Origin of the sequence: Yoonia sp., assembly GCF_014859355.1 — a bacterium.
Taxonomy (GTDB): domain Bacteria; phylum Pseudomonadota; class Alphaproteobacteria; order Rhodobacterales; family Rhodobacteraceae; genus Yoonia.
Window position 1 is genome coordinate 18,734 of the sequence record NZ_JACUUJ010000008.1, and the last position, 16,539, is coordinate 35,272.

Genomic DNA, 16,539 nt, shown 5'->3' on the forward strand with positions numbered 1-16,539 from the left:
CTTATCTGAATTTGGATTACATCCGCCGGTATGTCCGCAGTTATCCACGCCTCTGACCAACCCACAACCCCCCCGCCGCGATTTATCGGGTCCGAGGTCTATCGCCATTCCAGTTATGGCGGCTGGCACCCCTTGCGGGTGCCGCGCGTGTCCACCGTCATGGATATGACCCGCGCGTTGGGCTGGTTGCCGACTGGGCAGTTTATCATCAGCCCACGCGCCAAAGCGGCCGCTCTGACCAGCTATCACACGCCTGAATATCTTGCCGAACTGCAAAAGGCAGAGGCGACACAGGCTGTCAGTGATGAAACCCGTGCGCGTTACGCGCTGGGCACGCCATCCAACCCGGTTTATCCCGAAATGTTCCGCCGTCCGGCGACGGCTGCGGGGGCATCGCTGCTGGCGGGCGAGTTGTTGGCGCGCGGCGGTGTGATTTACAGCCCCGGCGGCGGCACGCACCACGGAATGCCCGACCGCGCCAACGGATTTTGTTATCTAAACGACGCGGTGCTGGCGATCCAGTCATTGCGCCACTTTGGTGCGACCCGCATCGCCTATGTCGATATTGATGCGCATCACCCTGACGGGGTGGAACATGCCTTTGCCCATGATCCTGAAACGCTGCTGGTGTCGGTGCATGAACAAAACCGCTGGCCGCGCACCGGCGTGCTGACCGATTGCGGGGCAGGGCAGGTCTTTAACCTGCCGGTGCCTGCTGGGATGCATGACGATGACATGGCGCTGATCCGCGACCATGTGATCCTGCCGGTGGTCGCGGCCTTTCGCCCCGATGCGATAATTCTGCAGTGCGGTGCCGATGCCGTGACAGAGGACCCGCAATCGCGCCTTGCCCTGTCAAACAATGCGCTTTGGGCGATTGTTGCGGCGCTGCGGACCATGGCGCCGCGCTATCTGGTGTTGGGTGGGGGCGGGTATAACCCGTGGTCGGTCGGGCGGGCATGGGCCGGGGTCTGGGCCACGCTGGCGGGGGCCGAAATCCCCGATGTTCTGCCGCAACAGGCACAAGATATCCTAGCCGCGTTACAATGGGATGGCCCGATCCGGCGGCACTACCCGCAACCCCATTGGACCAGCACCCTGCGCGATGCCCCCCGTCATGGCACGATCAATGATGATCTGCGCGCGCGTGTGACAGCCATGACGGAACGTCTGCGCGTCTGGGTCTAACCGCCAACCGCCCTGTCAATCGCCGCAAGCGTGCGCACGACACCGCCGGCGTGATCGGCATAAAACCGGCTGATCTGCGCATCGGTGATTGCGGGCGGCTCTTGCACCACTTGTTGCAACGCCTTTGCCGTCTGGACGTGCGTGCAAACCCCTGCGGCAATCGCCTCGGTCGCGGGATAGGCGATCGTCCAGATATGCGGGCCGACGATGACGGGTTTTTTCAGCGCAAGCGGTTCGATGATGTTATGCGCCCCCTTGGTCACGAATCCGCCCCCCACGATGGCGCGGTCGCACAGGCCAAGGTAAAAATACATCTCGCCCATGCTGTCGCCCAGCAGCACGTCGATTTCTGGGGCATCGCCGGTCAGGCGCAGATCGCCATCCAGCATGTCCGACCTGCGGGCAAAGCGCAGGCCGGCATCGGCCAGCATGCCTGCCACCTCGTCAAACCGTTCGGGTGCGCGGGGAACGTAGATGAAAAACGTATTCCGACAGGCGCGGATCATGTCGATGTATAGCGCGTCTTCGCCTTCGACCACGCTGGTTAGGGTGATGGCGGGGCGGCCCTTGCGCAGACTGCCGCGCAGCAGGTCGGCAGCCGCCAGATGCGCCTGCGGGATCGGCTGGTCGAACCGCAATTCGCCGGTGACATGCAGGTTGGGCATGCCTGCGGCGGCGAAGCGGGTGCGCTGGTCTTCGGATTTGACGAAACCGCCAGCAAAACCCCGCAGCAATTCCGCGCGCAATCCGCCCGCGTCTTTTTCATAGCTTTTCTGCGGGTATTGCGCGTTGCACATGAACAGCGGCGTGCCATGGGCGCGGCAGGCCATGATCATGCGCGGCCAGATCTCGATTTCCATGACCAGCCCGTATTTGGGGGTAAAGGCGCGCAAAAAACGGCGGTAGGCAAAGCCGTATTCAAACGGCACCCAAAGCGCGCGCAGGCGACCCGCATGAATCTCGGGGGCAAATTCGCGGTTGGCCTCGCGGCGGCCAGCGGGGGTAAAATGGGTGGTGATGACGGTTTCGCCCCGGTCCAGCAGCGCCCGGATCAGCGGCGTGGCCGATCGCATTTCACCAAGCGATACCGCATGCACCCAGACAGCCCCATTAGGTGTGGCCCCATAGATGCCAAAGCGTTCGGCCAGATGTGCGCTATAGTCAGGGTCGCGCCGACCGCGCTGCCACAGATAGATCAGGACGGCAGGCAGTAGAGCCCACCAAAAAAGGCTATAGGCGATCAGGCCAAGGCGAAGTTTCAGGCTTGGAAAAGCAGTCATACTAGCGCCTTAGCAGGGAAACCAGATCACTGGCCAGTGCGTCTGTGCGCACGGCGGCGGTGCTGATGATCTGACTTGCGTTTTCCGCCATTGCACCGGGCGATTGCACCGCATCTGCAACATCCTGTGCGGTCATGACGCCCCGTGCGGCCCCTGCGGCATCCAGCACGGCAAAATCTGCAGTGAAATTCGCCACCTGTGGCCCATGCAAGATCGCGGTATCCAGTGCTGCGGCCTCCCACGGGTTATGGCCCTGAGTGCCGCAAAAGGTGCCACCGATCAAGACTGTCTCGGCCAGCCGGTAGATCAGCCCCAAGTCGCCAAAGGTGTCGCACAGCCAGACCGGATCATGCGCGTCGGGAATTTCACCTTTTGACCGCATCTTGATCGGGGCCGCGACAATTGCATCCCGCCTGTCAGGAAAACGCGGCGCGATGATCAGCAGGGCGGTTGGATCGGCCTTGCGCACCACCGCATGCGCCGCCAGCGCCAGCGCCTCATCAGCCGGATGCGAAGGGGCCACCGCCCAGATCCTGCGGTCAGCCAGCGTCTTTTGCAGCCGCGCCAGTTCGTCCGCATCACAAGCCAGCGGCGGGCTGGCTGGTTTCAGCGATCCGGTCACGGTGACGTTTTGCGCGCCAAGCTGTGCCAAGTGATCGGCGGTCGCCTGATCCTGCGCCGTGACCAGCGCCATCGCGCGGTAAAGGTCGCGGTAAACGGCCCGCGCCTTGCGATGGGATGCGTGCGATGCGGCATTCATGCGTGCGGCGATCACAACCTGCGGGATGCCGCGCGCGGCGGCGTCACTCACAAACCCGGGCCAGATATCCTGTTCCACCCAGACGCCCAGATCGGGGCGAAAAGTGTCCAGAAACCGCCGCCGGTAGGCGGGCGCGTCGATGGGCAGAAACTGGTGGATCGTGCGGGGGGGCAGGTTGCGGGCAAAAACCTGCGCCGATGTGACCGTGGTGGATGTGACCAGAAACGCCAGATCGGGCCGCAGGTCGGCCATCCGTGTGATCAGCCCGCGCAGGGATAACACCTCGCCCAGTCCGACCGCATGCAGCCAAATCAGCGGGCCATCAGGGCGTGGGGTAAACCCTTGCCCCAGCTTTTCACGCCAGCGGTCTGGGTGTTCCTTGCCGCGGTCCAGCCGTTGGCGCAGCACGCGTCCGGCAAACAGCGGGAACAGATGGCTGGCCAGCAGATAGGCCCGCAGCGCCAGCCCGCGATGCATATCAGGCTTTGGCGTCATGAAATGTTTTCTGCAACGGCGCATCCCAGAATGCGGGGTCTTGCAGCACCGCCACAAACCGGCCCGCCGCACTGCCGCCGCCAAAGGCATCGTCGCGGGGATAGCGCCGCGCCCATTGGTCGGTCAGGAAACCGGCGATGGCGGCGGTATCCGTTGCATCGGCAAAAAACACCGAACCCGCCTTGGCGCGGTTTGTCTGCCGCGTGCCGATATCCAGCGATGGCAGGCCGATAAAGGGGGCCTCGCGCACGCCAGCGGATGAATTGCCCACCATGCAGCTTGCGTTTTTCATCAGTTCGGAAAAATGCGCAAAGCGCATCGACGGCAGCACGCGGAACCGGCCGGCGGGCAGCGTATCAAGAGCGGCGAAAATATCCGCCGATCCGGGGTCGTTGTTGGGGGCGATCACGACAAAATTGCGCCCGCTGGAATCCAGCGCGCCGAACAGCGCCTGCGCCTGTGCGGCCATTGTTGCGGTCTCGGATGTGACAGGGTGGAACACGGCAATCCCGAAATCATCAAACGGAATGGCATAGCGCGCGCGCACATCCGCGATGGTCACACCGGATGGGCCGGCGTGAAAATCCAGTTCGGGCGATCCGATGGCTTGGATATGCCCCGCGTCCTCGCCCAGCGCCATGACCCGGCGGGCGGCATCATCCGATGATACGAAATGATGGCTGGCCAGCTTGCTGTTACAATGGCGGTAAATTTCGTCAATGGTGCCTGACACCTCGCCGCCCTCGACATGGGCGCAGCGGATGTAATTGGTGGCGCAGACCAGCGCGCAGGCCAGCGCCTCGACCCGGTCACCATGGATCACGACAAGATCTGGGGCGTGTTCGTGGATAAAATCGGAAAACCCGATCACCGTTTTCGCCAGGATCATATCTTGCGGGTCGCCCGGCCGCTGGTTGAGGAATTCATGCACCCCCACACCCTTGGTGCGCTGCACCTCCAGCTTGGTCAGGCCATAGCGGTCCAGCATATGCATGCCGGTGACAAAGAACGCCACATCAAACCCCGCATCACGGGCCGCAATGGCAAGCGGCTCCAGCTTACCAAAATCCGCGCGGGTGCCGGTGACGAAAAGGATGGCGTGGGGCATCGTCTAGGGTTCCAGTCGTTCAAACACCACCACGGTGCCGCCGCAATGCTCTATCTTGGGATAAAGCTGGTTGGCGATAAAATGATCGTAAATTCCAGCGACCTCGCCCGCCGACAAAACATGCGGGTGCAATTCTATGACCGCAGCGCGGATCGTGGCAAGGTCCACCTGTGGTAACAGATCGGCCTCTGCCCCTTCAATGTCACAAATCAGAACGTCGGGCTGAAAATCGGCCTGAACCGCTACCAAATCATGCGTTGGCACAGTGATCGTGCTCACCGCGTGCGACATTGGCCGCAGAGAGCTTTCCGCAAAGGATTTTGCCAGATGAAAGGTCTGTTCGGCCTCGGTGGGGTCTTTCACCAGAACACCGTGGCGGATTTCAACGTTGGAAATGCCATTCAGCCGAACAAGGTTGCGGGCGTCCTCGATCAGATCGGGGTTGGCTTCAAAGCTGAGCACATGGCCGTTCTTGGCCTGCCGCGCAGAGAGTGATGTGATGATGCCAAGCCCGGTGCCCAGTTCCAGCACCTTGTCTGTGGGGTGGATGACAGCTTGCAGGCCTTTGATTTCATGTGCTTCGTAGAGACCGTGATATATTAGTTCTCTGATTGCCGGAGAGTATTGATGACCGGAAAAGCGAATATCAAGACCGAAGAATTCTTGTTGGTTCATTTTGCGGTAACGGTAATTTTTATATGCGCGGCGAAGCCCCATGAATTCATCCTTTATATTTTTCGCGCATTGTTGATGCGTCAGAAATCACGATTTTGCGGAATTATTATGTAACTTAACCGAAGTTGCAAGTTCGGTTGCGATATTTGGAGGCAAGGGAAAAATTGCTCCGTCATTGCTGGCGGCGAGATACTTTTGGCGCATCGCATGGTTCAATGGATCATGATGTTTTTTGATCAGAGTCACATCGAAAACTTGGCACACACCAACCCAGAAAGAGCCGTTCAACGGTTCTCTTATCAAAGACTTGCAAATGAAAGAAAAAGCTTCTTCGTGCCACTTATCGTGATTATTTCTATTTGAAATTACTTCATTGCATTCCTGACGAAATTTTTTGTCTCTAAACGTAGAGTAATTTAATATAAACATCAATTCATCTGAATTACACTTGATTAATTTTTCTATAAATTTACCTTTTGAAATTAATGCGGATGTTTTTACCTTGTTTTTATTAAGGTGACTAGTGAATGAGACCTCTCCAAATCTAATTGTTCTTCTTTTGCTGCTTGTCATTTTGTATTCACTCCAGAAGCTCCAAAAGTAGGAGGCGTTCCAAACGGATTTATTGAATAGAAAAAAATATGATTGAAGGTTTTGAGGTTTTATATCAATTTTGGTATCCCGAGCTTCTATCAGTTTGCTCTCCTGCACCAACCCGACAACATCCTTGTCCTCTGCCACCAATCTTTCCCAAAGGTCCGGTGTGAATTCCAGCCAGACGCTGTCATTCATGATGATCAGGTATTCCAGCGTTTCCTTCAGGTCGCGCAAGACAAACAGCGCATCCTGATATCCCCCAAAGTCATATCCGAAATTGGGCCGCTCCATCACCTTCCACGCCACAGCGTCAATCCTGTCACGGTCGGTGGGTGACAAGGGGGCGTTGGATACAATAAAGGGCGAAAAACCCAGTGCGATCATGTTTTCACACAGGGAAATCGTGCTTTGTGCGACGCCCTCGGGTTGATAGATCAAAAAGATTACAATGCGCTGTGTTTCCGCGACCTGTCCATCATCGACCGATACACGCGCGTTGAACTCTTTTCGATGTTTATATCTCCAGAATGGCTCCATCAGGCGTTCGTAAATATCAAAGACAAGGTAGGGCGCGCCAAGAATTTGATTGCCGATGCGGCGCAGTTCGCGATTCAGTTTCCAAAGTGGTATTGTCATGGGCAGTCCAGATTATAGCGATCAACAAAAGGGTCTGTATGCGACTTGGGGGTGTGAAGCATGTTATGGCAGATGCAGCAAGTTGAAAGGCCCGTGGGAACAGTCACTCCATCTGCCCATCCCGCGGCCACAGCCGCCCCTTGCGGGCCAGCCACCATGCGCGGCGGACATAATTCGCGGCCTTTAGCCGATAGTGCGGCAGCCGCCGATACCATTTGAATTTATGGACATCGGCAAAGCCGGTGCCGGTGATCGCACTGACGCCACCGTCGTCCACATGGGATGAAAACGGCTCTAGCCCCAATTGCCGGAAATCATGGTGGAAAAATCTGTTTAATTCATGATCAAACGCACGGGTCTGCGGCCAGAGGTTGGGCAGAAGTCGCTGGCAAACAGATTTACTTAGCAAGTAAGTCGCCGTTCCGGTTGAGGGACCGACGTATGCGTTTATCGAGTAGTTCGCAAGTTTGCCTTGTTTGATCGGCAGTTTGGACCGTATGCAGTTGAACCGCAGCATGTCCCAATGCGCGGCCCCGGCCAGAGCGATATCAAGGCTTTCCAGAAAATCGTCGTGGAACACCACGTCATCCTCAAGGATCAGCGCCACCTTGTGGGCCGAGGCGACGAAAGTTTCCCAAACAGTGAGATGGCTGACATAGCAACCCATATCGCCAGGTAGAATCGCTCGTCCCATGTTGCGCGCATAGGCGGCGGCATCGACGCGTTTTGACAGTTCTGCTGCGTGGTCCTTGCCGTAAATCGCCGGAAACCGCGTGTAGGGCAGGCCCATCGCGTCTAGCTGCGCGGTCATGCCTGCCAGCCTGTCCTTGTCGCGATCAAGGTTGATCAGCCAGACACCCAGATCGGCGCGGGTCAGCGCCTTAGCCATCCAGATCCCCCCATTTCAACTGTGTATTCCGCGTCACGGCGCGGTTCAGCGTTTTACCCAGCACCTTGTCAAAGTCATAGCCTGCAATCTCGCCCGAACCGGGGCGGCGGGCCCAGATGTCGGATTCGGTGATGACATGGCCCTTGGCAAGGTCACGGTCGGCCACCACGGATGCGCGGGCAAAGCGATAGACGTCTTCCTCGGCCGATGTGCGTTGTTTTGGGTTGTGCAGTGCTGTGTGGATTTCGCGTGACCGGTCGATGATGTGGCGCAGTTCGGACGGGTCCATCGAATTGATGATATCCGGCCCGCGGCGATAGCGCGTGTCGGTATAGTGCCGTTCCAGAATGCACGCGCCCAATGCGACCGACGCCAGCGCCATTTCCGGCCCGATGGAATGGTCGGAAAACCCCACAACGGCATTGGGAAAGGCGTTTTTCAGGTCGGTCACCCCTTGCAGTGACACGATTTCGGGCGGTGACGGATACAGGTTGGTGCATTCCAGCAAGGCATAATCCACGCCCGCATCATCAAGGATCTGCACCGATGCGCGGATTGTGTCGATGGTCTGCATTCCTGTTGACATGATCACCGGCTTGCCCATCCGCGCGATGTGCCGGATCAGGGGCAGGTTATCCGCCTCGCCCGACCCGATCTTGAAGGCGGGCACGTCCAGTTCATGCAGGAAATCCGCCGCCGCGCGGGAAAACGGCGTCGAAATCCAGATCATGCCCAGTGATTCAGTATAGCGTTTCAGCTCTGCCTCGGCCTCTGGCGACAGGGCGCAGGCGGCCATCACATCCCAGATCGACACATCGGCGTTGGGCGGAAAGATCTGTTTGGCTTCCTCTGTCATCTCGTCTTCGATGATGTGGGTCTGGTGTTTGATCATCTCGCAGCCCGATCCTGCGGCAAGGCGCACCATTTCCTTGGCCACGGCCAGATCGCCACCATGGTTGATCCCGATTTCAGCAATGACAAGGGGCGGGTGCTGTGGCCCTATCTTGCGGCCTGCGATATCCATGCGCTGTCTCCTTGGTGGCGTTTCGGGGTCTGTTTACGGCCTTTGTTCAGGCTGGGCAATCGCCCCGCACCATTGCAATGATGGTCATCATGGTCCAAGTGGGATGCTGAACAAAAGACCAGAGGCCCGATGATCCGCAAACTGCTAGAAGCGCTGGACCGCAAAGAGCGTGAATTGCGCAATTCCTTTGGTCACGACATCACCGACCCGGTAGAACGCAAACGGTCGGTGCAGCATATGCGCTGGCTGGATCATGGGATTTTACGTGTCTACTGGCATAACTTTGACCAGATCGCGCCGGGGGTGTTCCGGTCAAACCAGCCCGACCACAAAAGATTTGCCGCCTATGCCGAACAGGGCATTAAGACGGTGTTGAATCTGCGCGGCCCGGCGCAGCAGCCGCATTATCTGTTCGAGGTTGAAAGTTGCGCGCGCCTTGGTCTGACGCTTGTCAATCTGCCAATGGGGGCCCGCCGCGCGCCTGACGTGGCCACGCTGACGGCGCTCCTGGATGCGTTTGCGACAATGGACCGCCCGTTTCTGATGCATTGCAAATCGGGTGCTGACCGCACGGGGCTGGCCGCCGCGATCTACCTGATGGTGCAGGAAGGTCAGCCGCTGGAGGCGGTGCGCAAGCAACTGAGCTTTCGTTATATCCATATTCGCCGGACGGCGACCGGCATTCTGGATCATTTTCTGGATGTTTACGGCATCCGCGCGGCGCAGTCGCCCATTACGCTGGATGACTGGATTCGCACCGAATACGACCCGGCTGCGCTGACCGCCAGCTTTGCCGCAAAACAGGCCGCACTGAAACCATGGCAGGGCTGGCGTTAGCGCAGGCCCTGTTCAATCTGGCGCCCCAGCAGAAATTCAATCACGTCCCAGTCAAAGGGGCTGTCCACGTCCAGCCCGCGTTCGTTCGGCACAATCAAAGGGATCACGCGCCCTTCAAAAAGGCTTGCTGCGCGGCGCAGGTAATCGGGGCGCACCACATAGACCAGCCCGACATGGTCATAGACCATCGGGGCCTGCTGGCGGGCGACGACGCCGTGCGGCAAGGGTTTGGACACATGCAGCGCGCCGGTCTCGTCGGTTTCCAACATGTTGAAATAGGGATTCTTGCGGCTTTCGCAGCAGGACATGACCATATCGGGTTTTGCCTGTTCAAACAGGTCCAGCCCTGCGTCGATGTCCTGCGGCAGGCGCAGGGGCGATGTGCAGTCAAGGTCCAGAAACGCATCCGCCGGGCCGGTCTGTTTTTCGGTTTCTGCCAGCGCATGCTGCCAGACGTTCCATTTGGCTGCCGTATCCGTGGCCAGATGTGCGGGCCGCAGCCCGATATCAATACAACCGCGCTTCACCGCATGGGCGTGGATGTCTGGGGAATCGGTAGACACGACCACATGATCCACACGGTCGTTGGCAAATAGCTGGTCCAGTGACCAGTCGATCAGATGCTTGCCGTGCAACATGCGGAAATTCTTGTTTGGCACGCCTTTGCTGCCCGCGCGTGCGCCGATATGCCCAATGATCATCTTCTGTCCCCTTCGGTTGCAGGGACAATTGACTGCAACCTGCCACAGCGTCAATGGTTCTGAACCAATGGGCGGGTTTGCAAGTGTTGCGAATCGCAAAGACGCAGTGATGGGCTGGCTGCAGTTTAGGGGTTGGTTGATGCCCTTTGGGGGATCAAACCGCCAAAGATATCGTGCCAGTCGGCGGTTTTTGGGTGGAAACGATGACCCAATGCTATTCCGTCATGCCAAGATTGCGCCTATAGTGTTTTGAAAAAGCGGGATTAAACCCATTCGTTGAAATGCTGTGTCTAAGGGGAGGCCACCGCGATGATCCGTTCAGAACTTATCCAGAAGCTTGCTGACGAAAACCCGCACCTTTATCAACGCGACGTTGAGAGGATTGTGAACACGATTTTTGATGAAATCACCGGTGCCATGGCGCGGGGCGATCGGGTTGAACTGCGCGGGTTTGGGGCTTTTTCGGTCAAGAAACGTGACGAACGTGTTGGGCGCAACCCGCGCACGGGCGAGGCTGTGCATGTTGAAGAAAAACATGTCCCGTTCTTCAAGACCGGCAAGCTGTTGCGCGATCGGTTGAATGACAACTAAGGACCAAAGATGAAAACTATCCGTTACGCATTCTGGGCAATCGTCGGTCTGTGCCTGATATTGGTTGGTTTGGCGAACCGTGGCGTTGTCACGGTGCGGGCGCTGCCGTCGTCACTTGCTGAATTGTTTGGCGTGTCGCCGGATATTGCACTGCCTCTGTTTGTTGTGATCATGCTGGGGGTAGGTGCGGGGCTGTTGATCGGATTTGTGTGGGAATGGCTGCGCGAACACCGCCAGCGAGCAGAGGCGCGCGCGCAGGCCCGCGAACTTGCCGCGCTGCGTCAAGAGGTTGCGCAATTGCGCGGTGCAGCCGCAAAAACCAAGGGTGACGATGTTCTGGCGCTGCTGGACAAAGCCAGCTGATGCCAGCTGATGTGCGGGTAAAGATTTGTGGCCTGCGGGACGTTGCCCTGATGCAGGCGGCGGTGGATGCGGGCGCATCCTATGTCGGGCTGGTATTTTTCCCAAAATCCCCGCGCCATGTGTCCCTTGCGAAAGCTGCAAAAGTGGCCCAAATGGTGCCGCCGGGTATCGCCAAGGTCGCGCTGGTCGTGGATGCGGACGATGCGCAGCTTGATGCGATCATGGATGTTGTCCCGTTGGATATGCTGCAGTTGCACGGCAAGGAAACACCTGATCGGGTCACGAATATCCGGGCGCGGTATGGTTTGCCTGTGATGAAGGCGGTGGGCGTGGCTGATGCCGCCGATCTGACCGCGATCGACAGTTACGCCAAAGTCGCCGATCAGTTGTTGATCGATGCCAAACCGCCCCGCAACGCTGATTTGCCTGGCGGAAACGGCTTATCCTTTGACTGGCGGCTGATCGCGGGCCGGCGCTGGCCTGTGCCGTGGATGTTGGCGGGCGGGCTGACGGCGGACAACGTGGCCGAAGCCATTCGTCTGACAGGGGCACGGCAGGTCGATGTTTCATCGGGCGTGGAAAGCGCGCCGGGGGTCAAAGATACCGATCGGATCGCGGCCTTCTGCAAGGCGGCGCTTGCGGCCAAATAACCGCAGCCATTCGCGGCTTTGGTCGCTTTACCATCGGGCCGCAGGGCGATAATGCTGGTAGCCGAAAAACAAGAGGTGTCCCATGGCCAACGATCTTTTCAACAGCTTCATGACAGGCCCCGATGAAAAGGGACGGTTTGGCAATTTTGGTGGGCGGTTCGTGTCCGAAACCCTGATGCCGCTGATCCTTGAGCTGGAAGAGCAATACGAACACGCCAAGACGGATGAAACATTCTGGGCGGAAATGCATCACCTGTGGACACATTACGTTGGCCGCCCCAGCCCGCTGTATCATGCAGAGCGTCTGACGGAACATCTGGGCGGTGCCAAGATTTACATGAAGCGTGACGAACTGAACCACACCGGCGCGCACAAGATCAACAATGTGCTGGGTCAGATCATTCTGGCCCGCCGCATGGGCAAAACCCGGATCATTGCCGAAACCGGTGCAGGCCAGCATGGGGTGGCGACGGCGACGGTCTGTGCCAAATTCGGGCTGAAATGCGTGGTTTATATGGGCGCGCATGACGTGGAACGCCAAGCCCCCAACGTGTTCCGCATGAAACTGCTGGGCGCAGAGGTGGTGCCGGTGACATCCGGTCGCGGCACGCTGAAGGACGCGATGAACGACGCGCTGCGCGATTGGGTGACGAACGTGCGCGATACTTTTTATTGCATCGGCACGGTGGCCGGTCCGCACCCCTATCCTGCCATGGTGCGGGATTTTCAGGCGATCATCGGGCAGGAAACCAAGACCCAGATGCAAGAGGCCGAAGGCCGTCTGCCCGATACGCTGATCGCCGCAATCGGCGGCGGGTCGAATGCGATGGGGCTGTTTTATCCGTTCCTTGACGACAAAGACGTCAACATCATCGGGGTAGAGGCGGGCGGCAAGGGCGTGAATGCCAAGATGGAACATTGCGCGTCGCTGACCGGCGGGCGGCCCGGCGTGCTGCACGGCAACCGCACCTATCTGTTGCAGGATGACGACGGCCAAATTCTGGAAGGGTTTTCCATCTCGGCAGGGCTTGATTACCCCGGGATCGGGCCGGAACACGCGTGGCTGCATGACATCGGGCGCGCGCAATATGTTGCCATCACCGATGTGGAGGCGCTGGAGGCGTTTCAGCTGTGCTGTGCACTGGAAGGGATTATTCCTGCTTTGGAACCGTCACACGCGCTGGCACATGTGATGAAAATTGCGCCAGAATTGCCCAGCGACCACCTGTTGGTGATGAATATGTGTGGCCGCGGGGACAAGGATATCTTTACCGTCGCCAAGCACCTTGGCTTTGACATGACAATCTGAAGAATGGGCAAACCCCTTGGGTTTTCCTAACCAAGACAAAGGCCCGCATGTTTGCGGATCCTTTGCGTTGCTGATGTTCTGCGCGTGTGTCTGATCTTGCGGGGGGGGGCAGTGTCAGCCATCCAGCGGCAGGGCGTTTTCGCGCAGCACATCAATAGACACAACATCAAGCGCACGCACATGGGTGGCATGCAAGTTCACCTTGGGCGCGCAGCCTTCTTCATGCGCTTGCAGGAAACGCCCGGCGCAAAGGCACCAGCCGTCACCTGCCTTCAACCCCGGAAAGCCGAATTCGGGGCGCGGCGTGCTCAGGTCATTGCCAACGTATTTGGAAAACGCCAGAAATTCATCCGTCATCACCGCGCAGACCGTGTGGCTGCCGGTGTCGGCGGCACAGGTGTCACAGGCACCGTTGCGGAAAAATCCGGTCATGGGGGCCGTGGAACAGGTTGCCAAGGTGCTGCCAAGGACGTTGAAGGACGGGTCTTTTTCCATTGTTTCAGTCTTTCTGCGTTGCGGCAACGTCGATCAAAGTTAAACTAGCGCTGACGCCTGTTATTGACACGCCTTTTTTCCTTGTTATCGAAATCGGTCGATTAGCTTTTGCATCGGGTTGCGGTTATCTTCAGGCGGTTGCGGCAAGGTCGTTGGGGGTGCCGGTTTTGCCGCTGTTGTAGATGACCTTGGCGGCGCGACCCGCAGTGCGATGGCATTGAGGAACTTTGGCCCGTCGCCTGCGACCATATGCGCGATCCCGTCGCTGATGCCGCGCATTTCATCGTCCAGCCAATCCTGATCCGCCTTGGCAAAATCACGCAAGACATATCCCGCCACCGCATCCTTGTGACCGGGGTGGCCAACACCCAGCCGCACCCTGTCATAATCTGGCCCGATATGCCCATGGATGGACCGCAAACCATTATGGCCCGCATGGCCACCGCCAGATTTCAGGCGCACCTTGCCAGGGGCCAGATCAATTTCATCGTGAAAAACGATCACATCCGCAGGCGCCAGTTTGAGATAGCGCATCGCGTCGCCAACAGCTTGCCCGGACAAGTTCATGAAGGTCTCAGGCTTCAACAGAAACACCTTGTCAGAGCCGAATTTGCCTTCGGCGATTTGCCCCTGAAACTTGGCCCGCCACGGGCTAAACCCGTGGTCTGCCGCGATCTGGTCAACGGCCATAAAGCCGATGTTGTGTCGGTTCTGCGCATATTTTGCGCCGGGATTCCCAAGGCCTACGATCAGTTTCATGCGATCAAACTAGCGGATGCGGCTGCGCGGTGCCAGTGGGCAGTTGCAGTTGACACTGTGCAATCCTGTTTTGCCAAAAAAAGGGCACCCCGCGTGGGATGCCCTGATCGTGCCGCCTGCCGCTGTATGTTCAGCGCCGTCAGCGGTTGATTATGCTTCTTCGTCTTCTTCCGTCTCTTCGTCGCCGTCGCCAGCCAGAACTGCGCGCGGTGCAGAAATGTTGGCGATGACGAAATCACGGTCGATGACCGATTTTGCGCCTTCTGGCAAAGTCACGTCACTGATGTGAATGACGTCGCCCATTTGATGGCCTGCCAGATCGACAGTGATGTGATCAGGGATTTCACCCGCCAGCACTTCAAGTTCGACTTCGTTACGCACAACCGTCAGCACGCCACCTTTTTTGATGCCGGGGCAGGTATCGGTATTGTCGAATTGCACGGGGATGAACAGCTTGACACGGCTGGTCCGCTTCAGGCGCATCAGGTCGATATGCGTTGGCAAGTCTTTCACCACGTCACGCTGCACGCCACGGCAAATCACGCGCACATCGTCCTGGCCTTCAACCTTTAGGTTGAACAGCGTTGACATAAAGCGGCCCTTACGCAGTGTGGTCAGCAAGTAGTTGAAAGGGATGGTAATCGCGAGAGGGTCAACCCCACCGCCATAAACCACGCCAGGTACGTCGCCGTTACGGCGAGCTTGACGGGCGGCCCCCTTGCCTGTCCCCGTCCGTACCGTGGCGACCAGATCAGGGATCTTATCAGCCATAGTCGTATTCCTTCATGTAGGGGCACGCCTCCAAGGGTGTTCGCGCCCGGTGAAGCCGTGCCTATAGGGGGGTTTTGCGCATTTGGAAAGAGGGTCTGGCACGTGTTGCGCATTTTTCGGTCCAATCAGCAGCTTGAAACCAGTTGTGACTTGCAGTGGTCTGATTTCGCTGTCAGTCGGGTTGCCATGTCTATTATTCATGCCCTGATCCTGTCCCGTCGTCCTGCGGCTGCCTTTGTTGTGATTGGCCTGTTTTGGGGGTGCTTTGCGGCCCATGTGCCGGTGATCAAGGCTCAGCTTGGCGCGTCGGATGCGTTGTTTGGCACCGTGTTGCTGGGGTCGGCGTTTGGTCTGGTGTCAGCTATGTGGTTGGCCCCGCGCGCGGATCGGTTGTTGCAGGGGCGCGGGATGCAGGTTGGCGTCGTGCTGCTGGCGTTTGCATGGATGTTTCCGGCGCATATTTCGCTGCCCTTGGCCTTTGCTGTGTCGATGGCATTTGTTGGTCTGGCCTCTGGCCTGCTTGATGTGGTGATGAACGCCCGCGTCAGCGAATTGGAAGCGCAGCACAACCAGCCCTTGATGAATGCCAATCATGCGATGTTTTCCGTGGCCTATGCGGTTGCGGCCCTGACTGTCGGCGCCACCCGCGAGGCCGGTATCGCGCCTGCGCTGGTTTTTGCCGGTTTCGGTCTGGTCTGTCTTTTGCTGGTGCCGTTCATGCGGATGGATGTCACCGTTGTCGCGGCAGAGGATGGGTATACCGGGCGCTATCCGGTCTGGCCGATCCTGCTGTGTGGGTCCATCGTGCTGATCGCCTTCATGTCCGAAGCCACGGTCGAGGCATGGTCGGCCCTGCATGTGGAACGCACCCTTGGCGGTGGTGCGGTCGAAGGTGCGATGGGGCCTGCGATGTTGGGCTTTACCATGGCGGTGGGGCGGTTTTCCGGTCAGGTGATCGTGTCCCGCATGGACGAGGCGCGCGTGGTCATTATCGCGTCGCTTGTCTCGGCGCTGGGGGCCACCATTGTGGCGGTGGCACCGACACCGTCGGTGGCCTATCTGGGCTTTGCCATTCTTGGGCTGGGCATTTCCGTGATCGGCCCGATGGGGCTGGCGCTGGTAGGAAAGCTGGTAGTGCCGCACCTGCGGACCGAGGCGATCAGCCGGACCGCTGTCATGGGGTTTTCGGGGTTCTTCTTGGCGCCTGTGCTGATGGGGCTGGTGTCGCAGATCATGGGGCTGCGCGTGGCCTTTGCTGGCGTGGCGCTGATCCTGATTGTGCTGATTCCGCTGGCGGTGCTGGTGCGGCGGCAGCCGCACAACGGCGCAAAGACCGCTGCGATCTAAATTACCGCAATGCAAAAGGGCAGCATGATGCGCCGCCCTTTTGCGGAATGTTGTCGCGGCAGTC

Annotated in this window: 18 protein-coding genes; 7 read left to right on the forward strand and 11 right to left on the reverse strand. The window is 58.5% G+C overall.

Annotated elements, in window-relative coordinates; translation table 11 throughout:
- Positions 1 to 30 precede the first annotated feature (30 nt).
- The gene (locus IBX59_RS04750; protein WP_296372949.1) at positions 31 to 1,188 is read left to right on the forward strand and encodes an acetoin utilization protein AcuC; all 1,158 of its coding nucleotides are present in this window, start codon (positions 31 to 33) and stop codon (positions 1,186 to 1,188) included.
- Here the strand turns inward: IBX59_RS04750 and IBX59_RS04755 are convergent.
- From IBX59_RS04755 to IBX59_RS04785, 7 genes are all read right to left on the reverse strand, one after another.
- Complete coding sequence (locus IBX59_RS04755; RefSeq protein WP_296372951.1) at positions 1,185 to 2,468, reverse strand: glycosyltransferase N-terminal domain-containing protein; 1,284 nt, start codon at positions 2,466 to 2,468, stop codon at positions 1,185 to 1,187. The two genes, IBX59_RS04750 and IBX59_RS04755, sit on opposite strands and share 4 nt — an antisense overlap.
- Position 2,469: 1 nt before the next feature.
- Positions 2,470 to 3,723, reverse strand: coding sequence for a glycosyltransferase N-terminal domain-containing protein (locus tag IBX59_RS04760; RefSeq protein ID WP_296372953.1), 1,254 nt, complete (start codon positions 3,721 to 3,723; stop codon positions 2,470 to 2,472).
- Complete coding sequence (neuC, locus tag IBX59_RS04765; RefSeq protein WP_296372956.1) at positions 3,707 to 4,831, reverse strand: UDP-N-acetylglucosamine 2-epimerase; 1,125 nt, start codon at positions 4,829 to 4,831, stop codon at positions 3,707 to 3,709. The genes IBX59_RS04760 and neuC overlap by 17 nt, the downstream gene beginning before the upstream one ends.
- 3 nt (positions 4,832 to 4,834) lie before the next feature.
- Positions 4,835 to 5,548 (reverse strand): FkbM family methyltransferase, encoded by a 714-nt coding sequence (locus IBX59_RS04770; RefSeq protein WP_296372958.1) that lies wholly within the window; start codon positions 5,546 to 5,548, stop codon positions 4,835 to 4,837.
- Between the two features lie 45 nt (positions 5,549 to 5,593).
- On the reverse strand, positions 5,594 to 6,739 hold the full coding sequence (locus IBX59_RS04775) for a rhamnan synthesis F family protein (RefSeq protein ID WP_296372961.1): 1,146 nt from the start codon (positions 6,737 to 6,739) through the stop codon (positions 5,594 to 5,596).
- A 103-nt stretch (positions 6,740 to 6,842) separates the two neighbouring features.
- Complete coding sequence (locus IBX59_RS04780; RefSeq protein WP_296372963.1) at positions 6,843 to 7,628, reverse strand: glycosyltransferase family 25 protein; 786 nt, start codon at positions 7,626 to 7,628, stop codon at positions 6,843 to 6,845.
- Positions 7,621 to 8,652 (reverse strand): N-acetylneuraminate synthase family protein, encoded by a 1,032-nt coding sequence (locus tag IBX59_RS04785; RefSeq protein ID WP_296372965.1) that lies wholly within the window; start codon positions 8,650 to 8,652, stop codon positions 7,621 to 7,623. Before IBX59_RS04785 ends, IBX59_RS04780 begins: the two co-directional genes overlap by 8 nt.
- A gap of 129 nt (positions 8,653 to 8,781) precedes the next feature.
- Between IBX59_RS04785 and IBX59_RS04790 the strand changes: the two genes are divergently transcribed.
- Positions 8,782 to 9,489: a tyrosine-protein phosphatase gene (locus IBX59_RS04790; RefSeq protein ID WP_296372968.1), complete on the forward strand. Its 708-nt coding sequence runs from the start codon at positions 8,782 to 8,784 to the stop codon at positions 9,487 to 9,489.
- Here IBX59_RS04790 and IBX59_RS04795 read toward each other — a convergent pair.
- Entirely contained in the window at positions 9,486 to 10,190 is a 705-nt protein-coding gene (locus IBX59_RS04795; RefSeq protein ID WP_296372969.1) for an acylneuraminate cytidylyltransferase family protein, read from the reverse strand. The two genes, IBX59_RS04790 and IBX59_RS04795, sit on opposite strands and share 4 nt — an antisense overlap.
- Positions 10,191 to 10,499: 309 nt before the next feature.
- Here IBX59_RS04795 and ihfB point away from each other — a divergent pair, with 309 nt between their 5' ends.
- From ihfB to trpB, 4 genes are all read left to right on the forward strand, one after another.
- Positions 10,500 to 10,781 carry an integration host factor subunit beta gene (gene ihfB, locus IBX59_RS04800; RefSeq protein ID WP_296372970.1) on the forward strand — a complete coding sequence of 94 codons (282 nt, stop codon included), beginning with the start codon at positions 10,500 to 10,502 and terminating at the stop codon, positions 10,779 to 10,781.
- Positions 10,782 to 10,790: 9 nt separating this feature from the next.
- On the forward strand, positions 10,791 to 11,144 hold the full coding sequence (locus tag IBX59_RS04805) for a LapA family protein (RefSeq protein ID WP_296372972.1): 354 nt from the start codon (positions 10,791 to 10,793) through the stop codon (positions 11,142 to 11,144).
- Positions 11,144 to 11,794: a phosphoribosylanthranilate isomerase gene (locus IBX59_RS04810; protein WP_296372974.1), complete on the forward strand. Its 651-nt coding sequence runs from the start codon at positions 11,144 to 11,146 to the stop codon at positions 11,792 to 11,794. Before IBX59_RS04805 ends, IBX59_RS04810 begins: the two co-directional genes overlap by 1 nt.
- A gap of 82 nt (positions 11,795 to 11,876) precedes the next feature.
- On the forward strand, positions 11,877 to 13,103 hold the full coding sequence (gene trpB / locus IBX59_RS04815; protein WP_296372976.1) for a tryptophan synthase subunit beta: 1,227 nt from the start codon (positions 11,877 to 11,879) through the stop codon (positions 13,101 to 13,103).
- Between the two features lie 114 nt (positions 13,104 to 13,217).
- Here trpB and IBX59_RS04820 read toward each other — a convergent pair whose 3' ends face one another.
- The 3 genes from IBX59_RS04820 to IBX59_RS04830 all read right to left on the reverse strand — a co-directional run bounded on the left by IBX59_RS04820 (position 13,218) and on the right by IBX59_RS04830 (position 15,128).
- Positions 13,218 to 13,598, reverse strand: a complete 381-nt coding sequence (locus IBX59_RS04820) for a DUF2237 domain-containing protein (protein ID WP_296372978.1) — start codon at positions 13,596 to 13,598, stop codon at positions 13,218 to 13,220.
- A gap of 84 nt (positions 13,599 to 13,682) precedes the next feature.
- The gene (gene pth, locus IBX59_RS04825) at positions 13,683 to 14,357 is read right to left on the reverse strand and encodes an aminoacyl-tRNA hydrolase (protein WP_296372980.1); all 675 of its coding nucleotides are present in this window, start codon (positions 14,355 to 14,357) and stop codon (positions 13,683 to 13,685) included.
- A gap of 150 nt (positions 14,358 to 14,507) precedes the next feature.
- Complete coding sequence (locus IBX59_RS04830; protein WP_296372982.1) at positions 14,508 to 15,128, reverse strand: 50S ribosomal protein L25/general stress protein Ctc; 621 nt, start codon at positions 15,126 to 15,128, stop codon at positions 14,508 to 14,510.
- 186 nt (positions 15,129 to 15,314) lie between these two features.
- Here IBX59_RS04830 and IBX59_RS04835 point away from each other — a divergent pair, with 186 nt between their 5' ends.
- Positions 15,315 to 16,475: an MFS transporter gene (locus IBX59_RS04835; protein WP_296372984.1), complete on the forward strand. Its 1,161-nt coding sequence runs from the start codon at positions 15,315 to 15,317 to the stop codon at positions 16,473 to 16,475.
- Positions 16,476 to 16,539 lie beyond the last annotated feature (64 nt).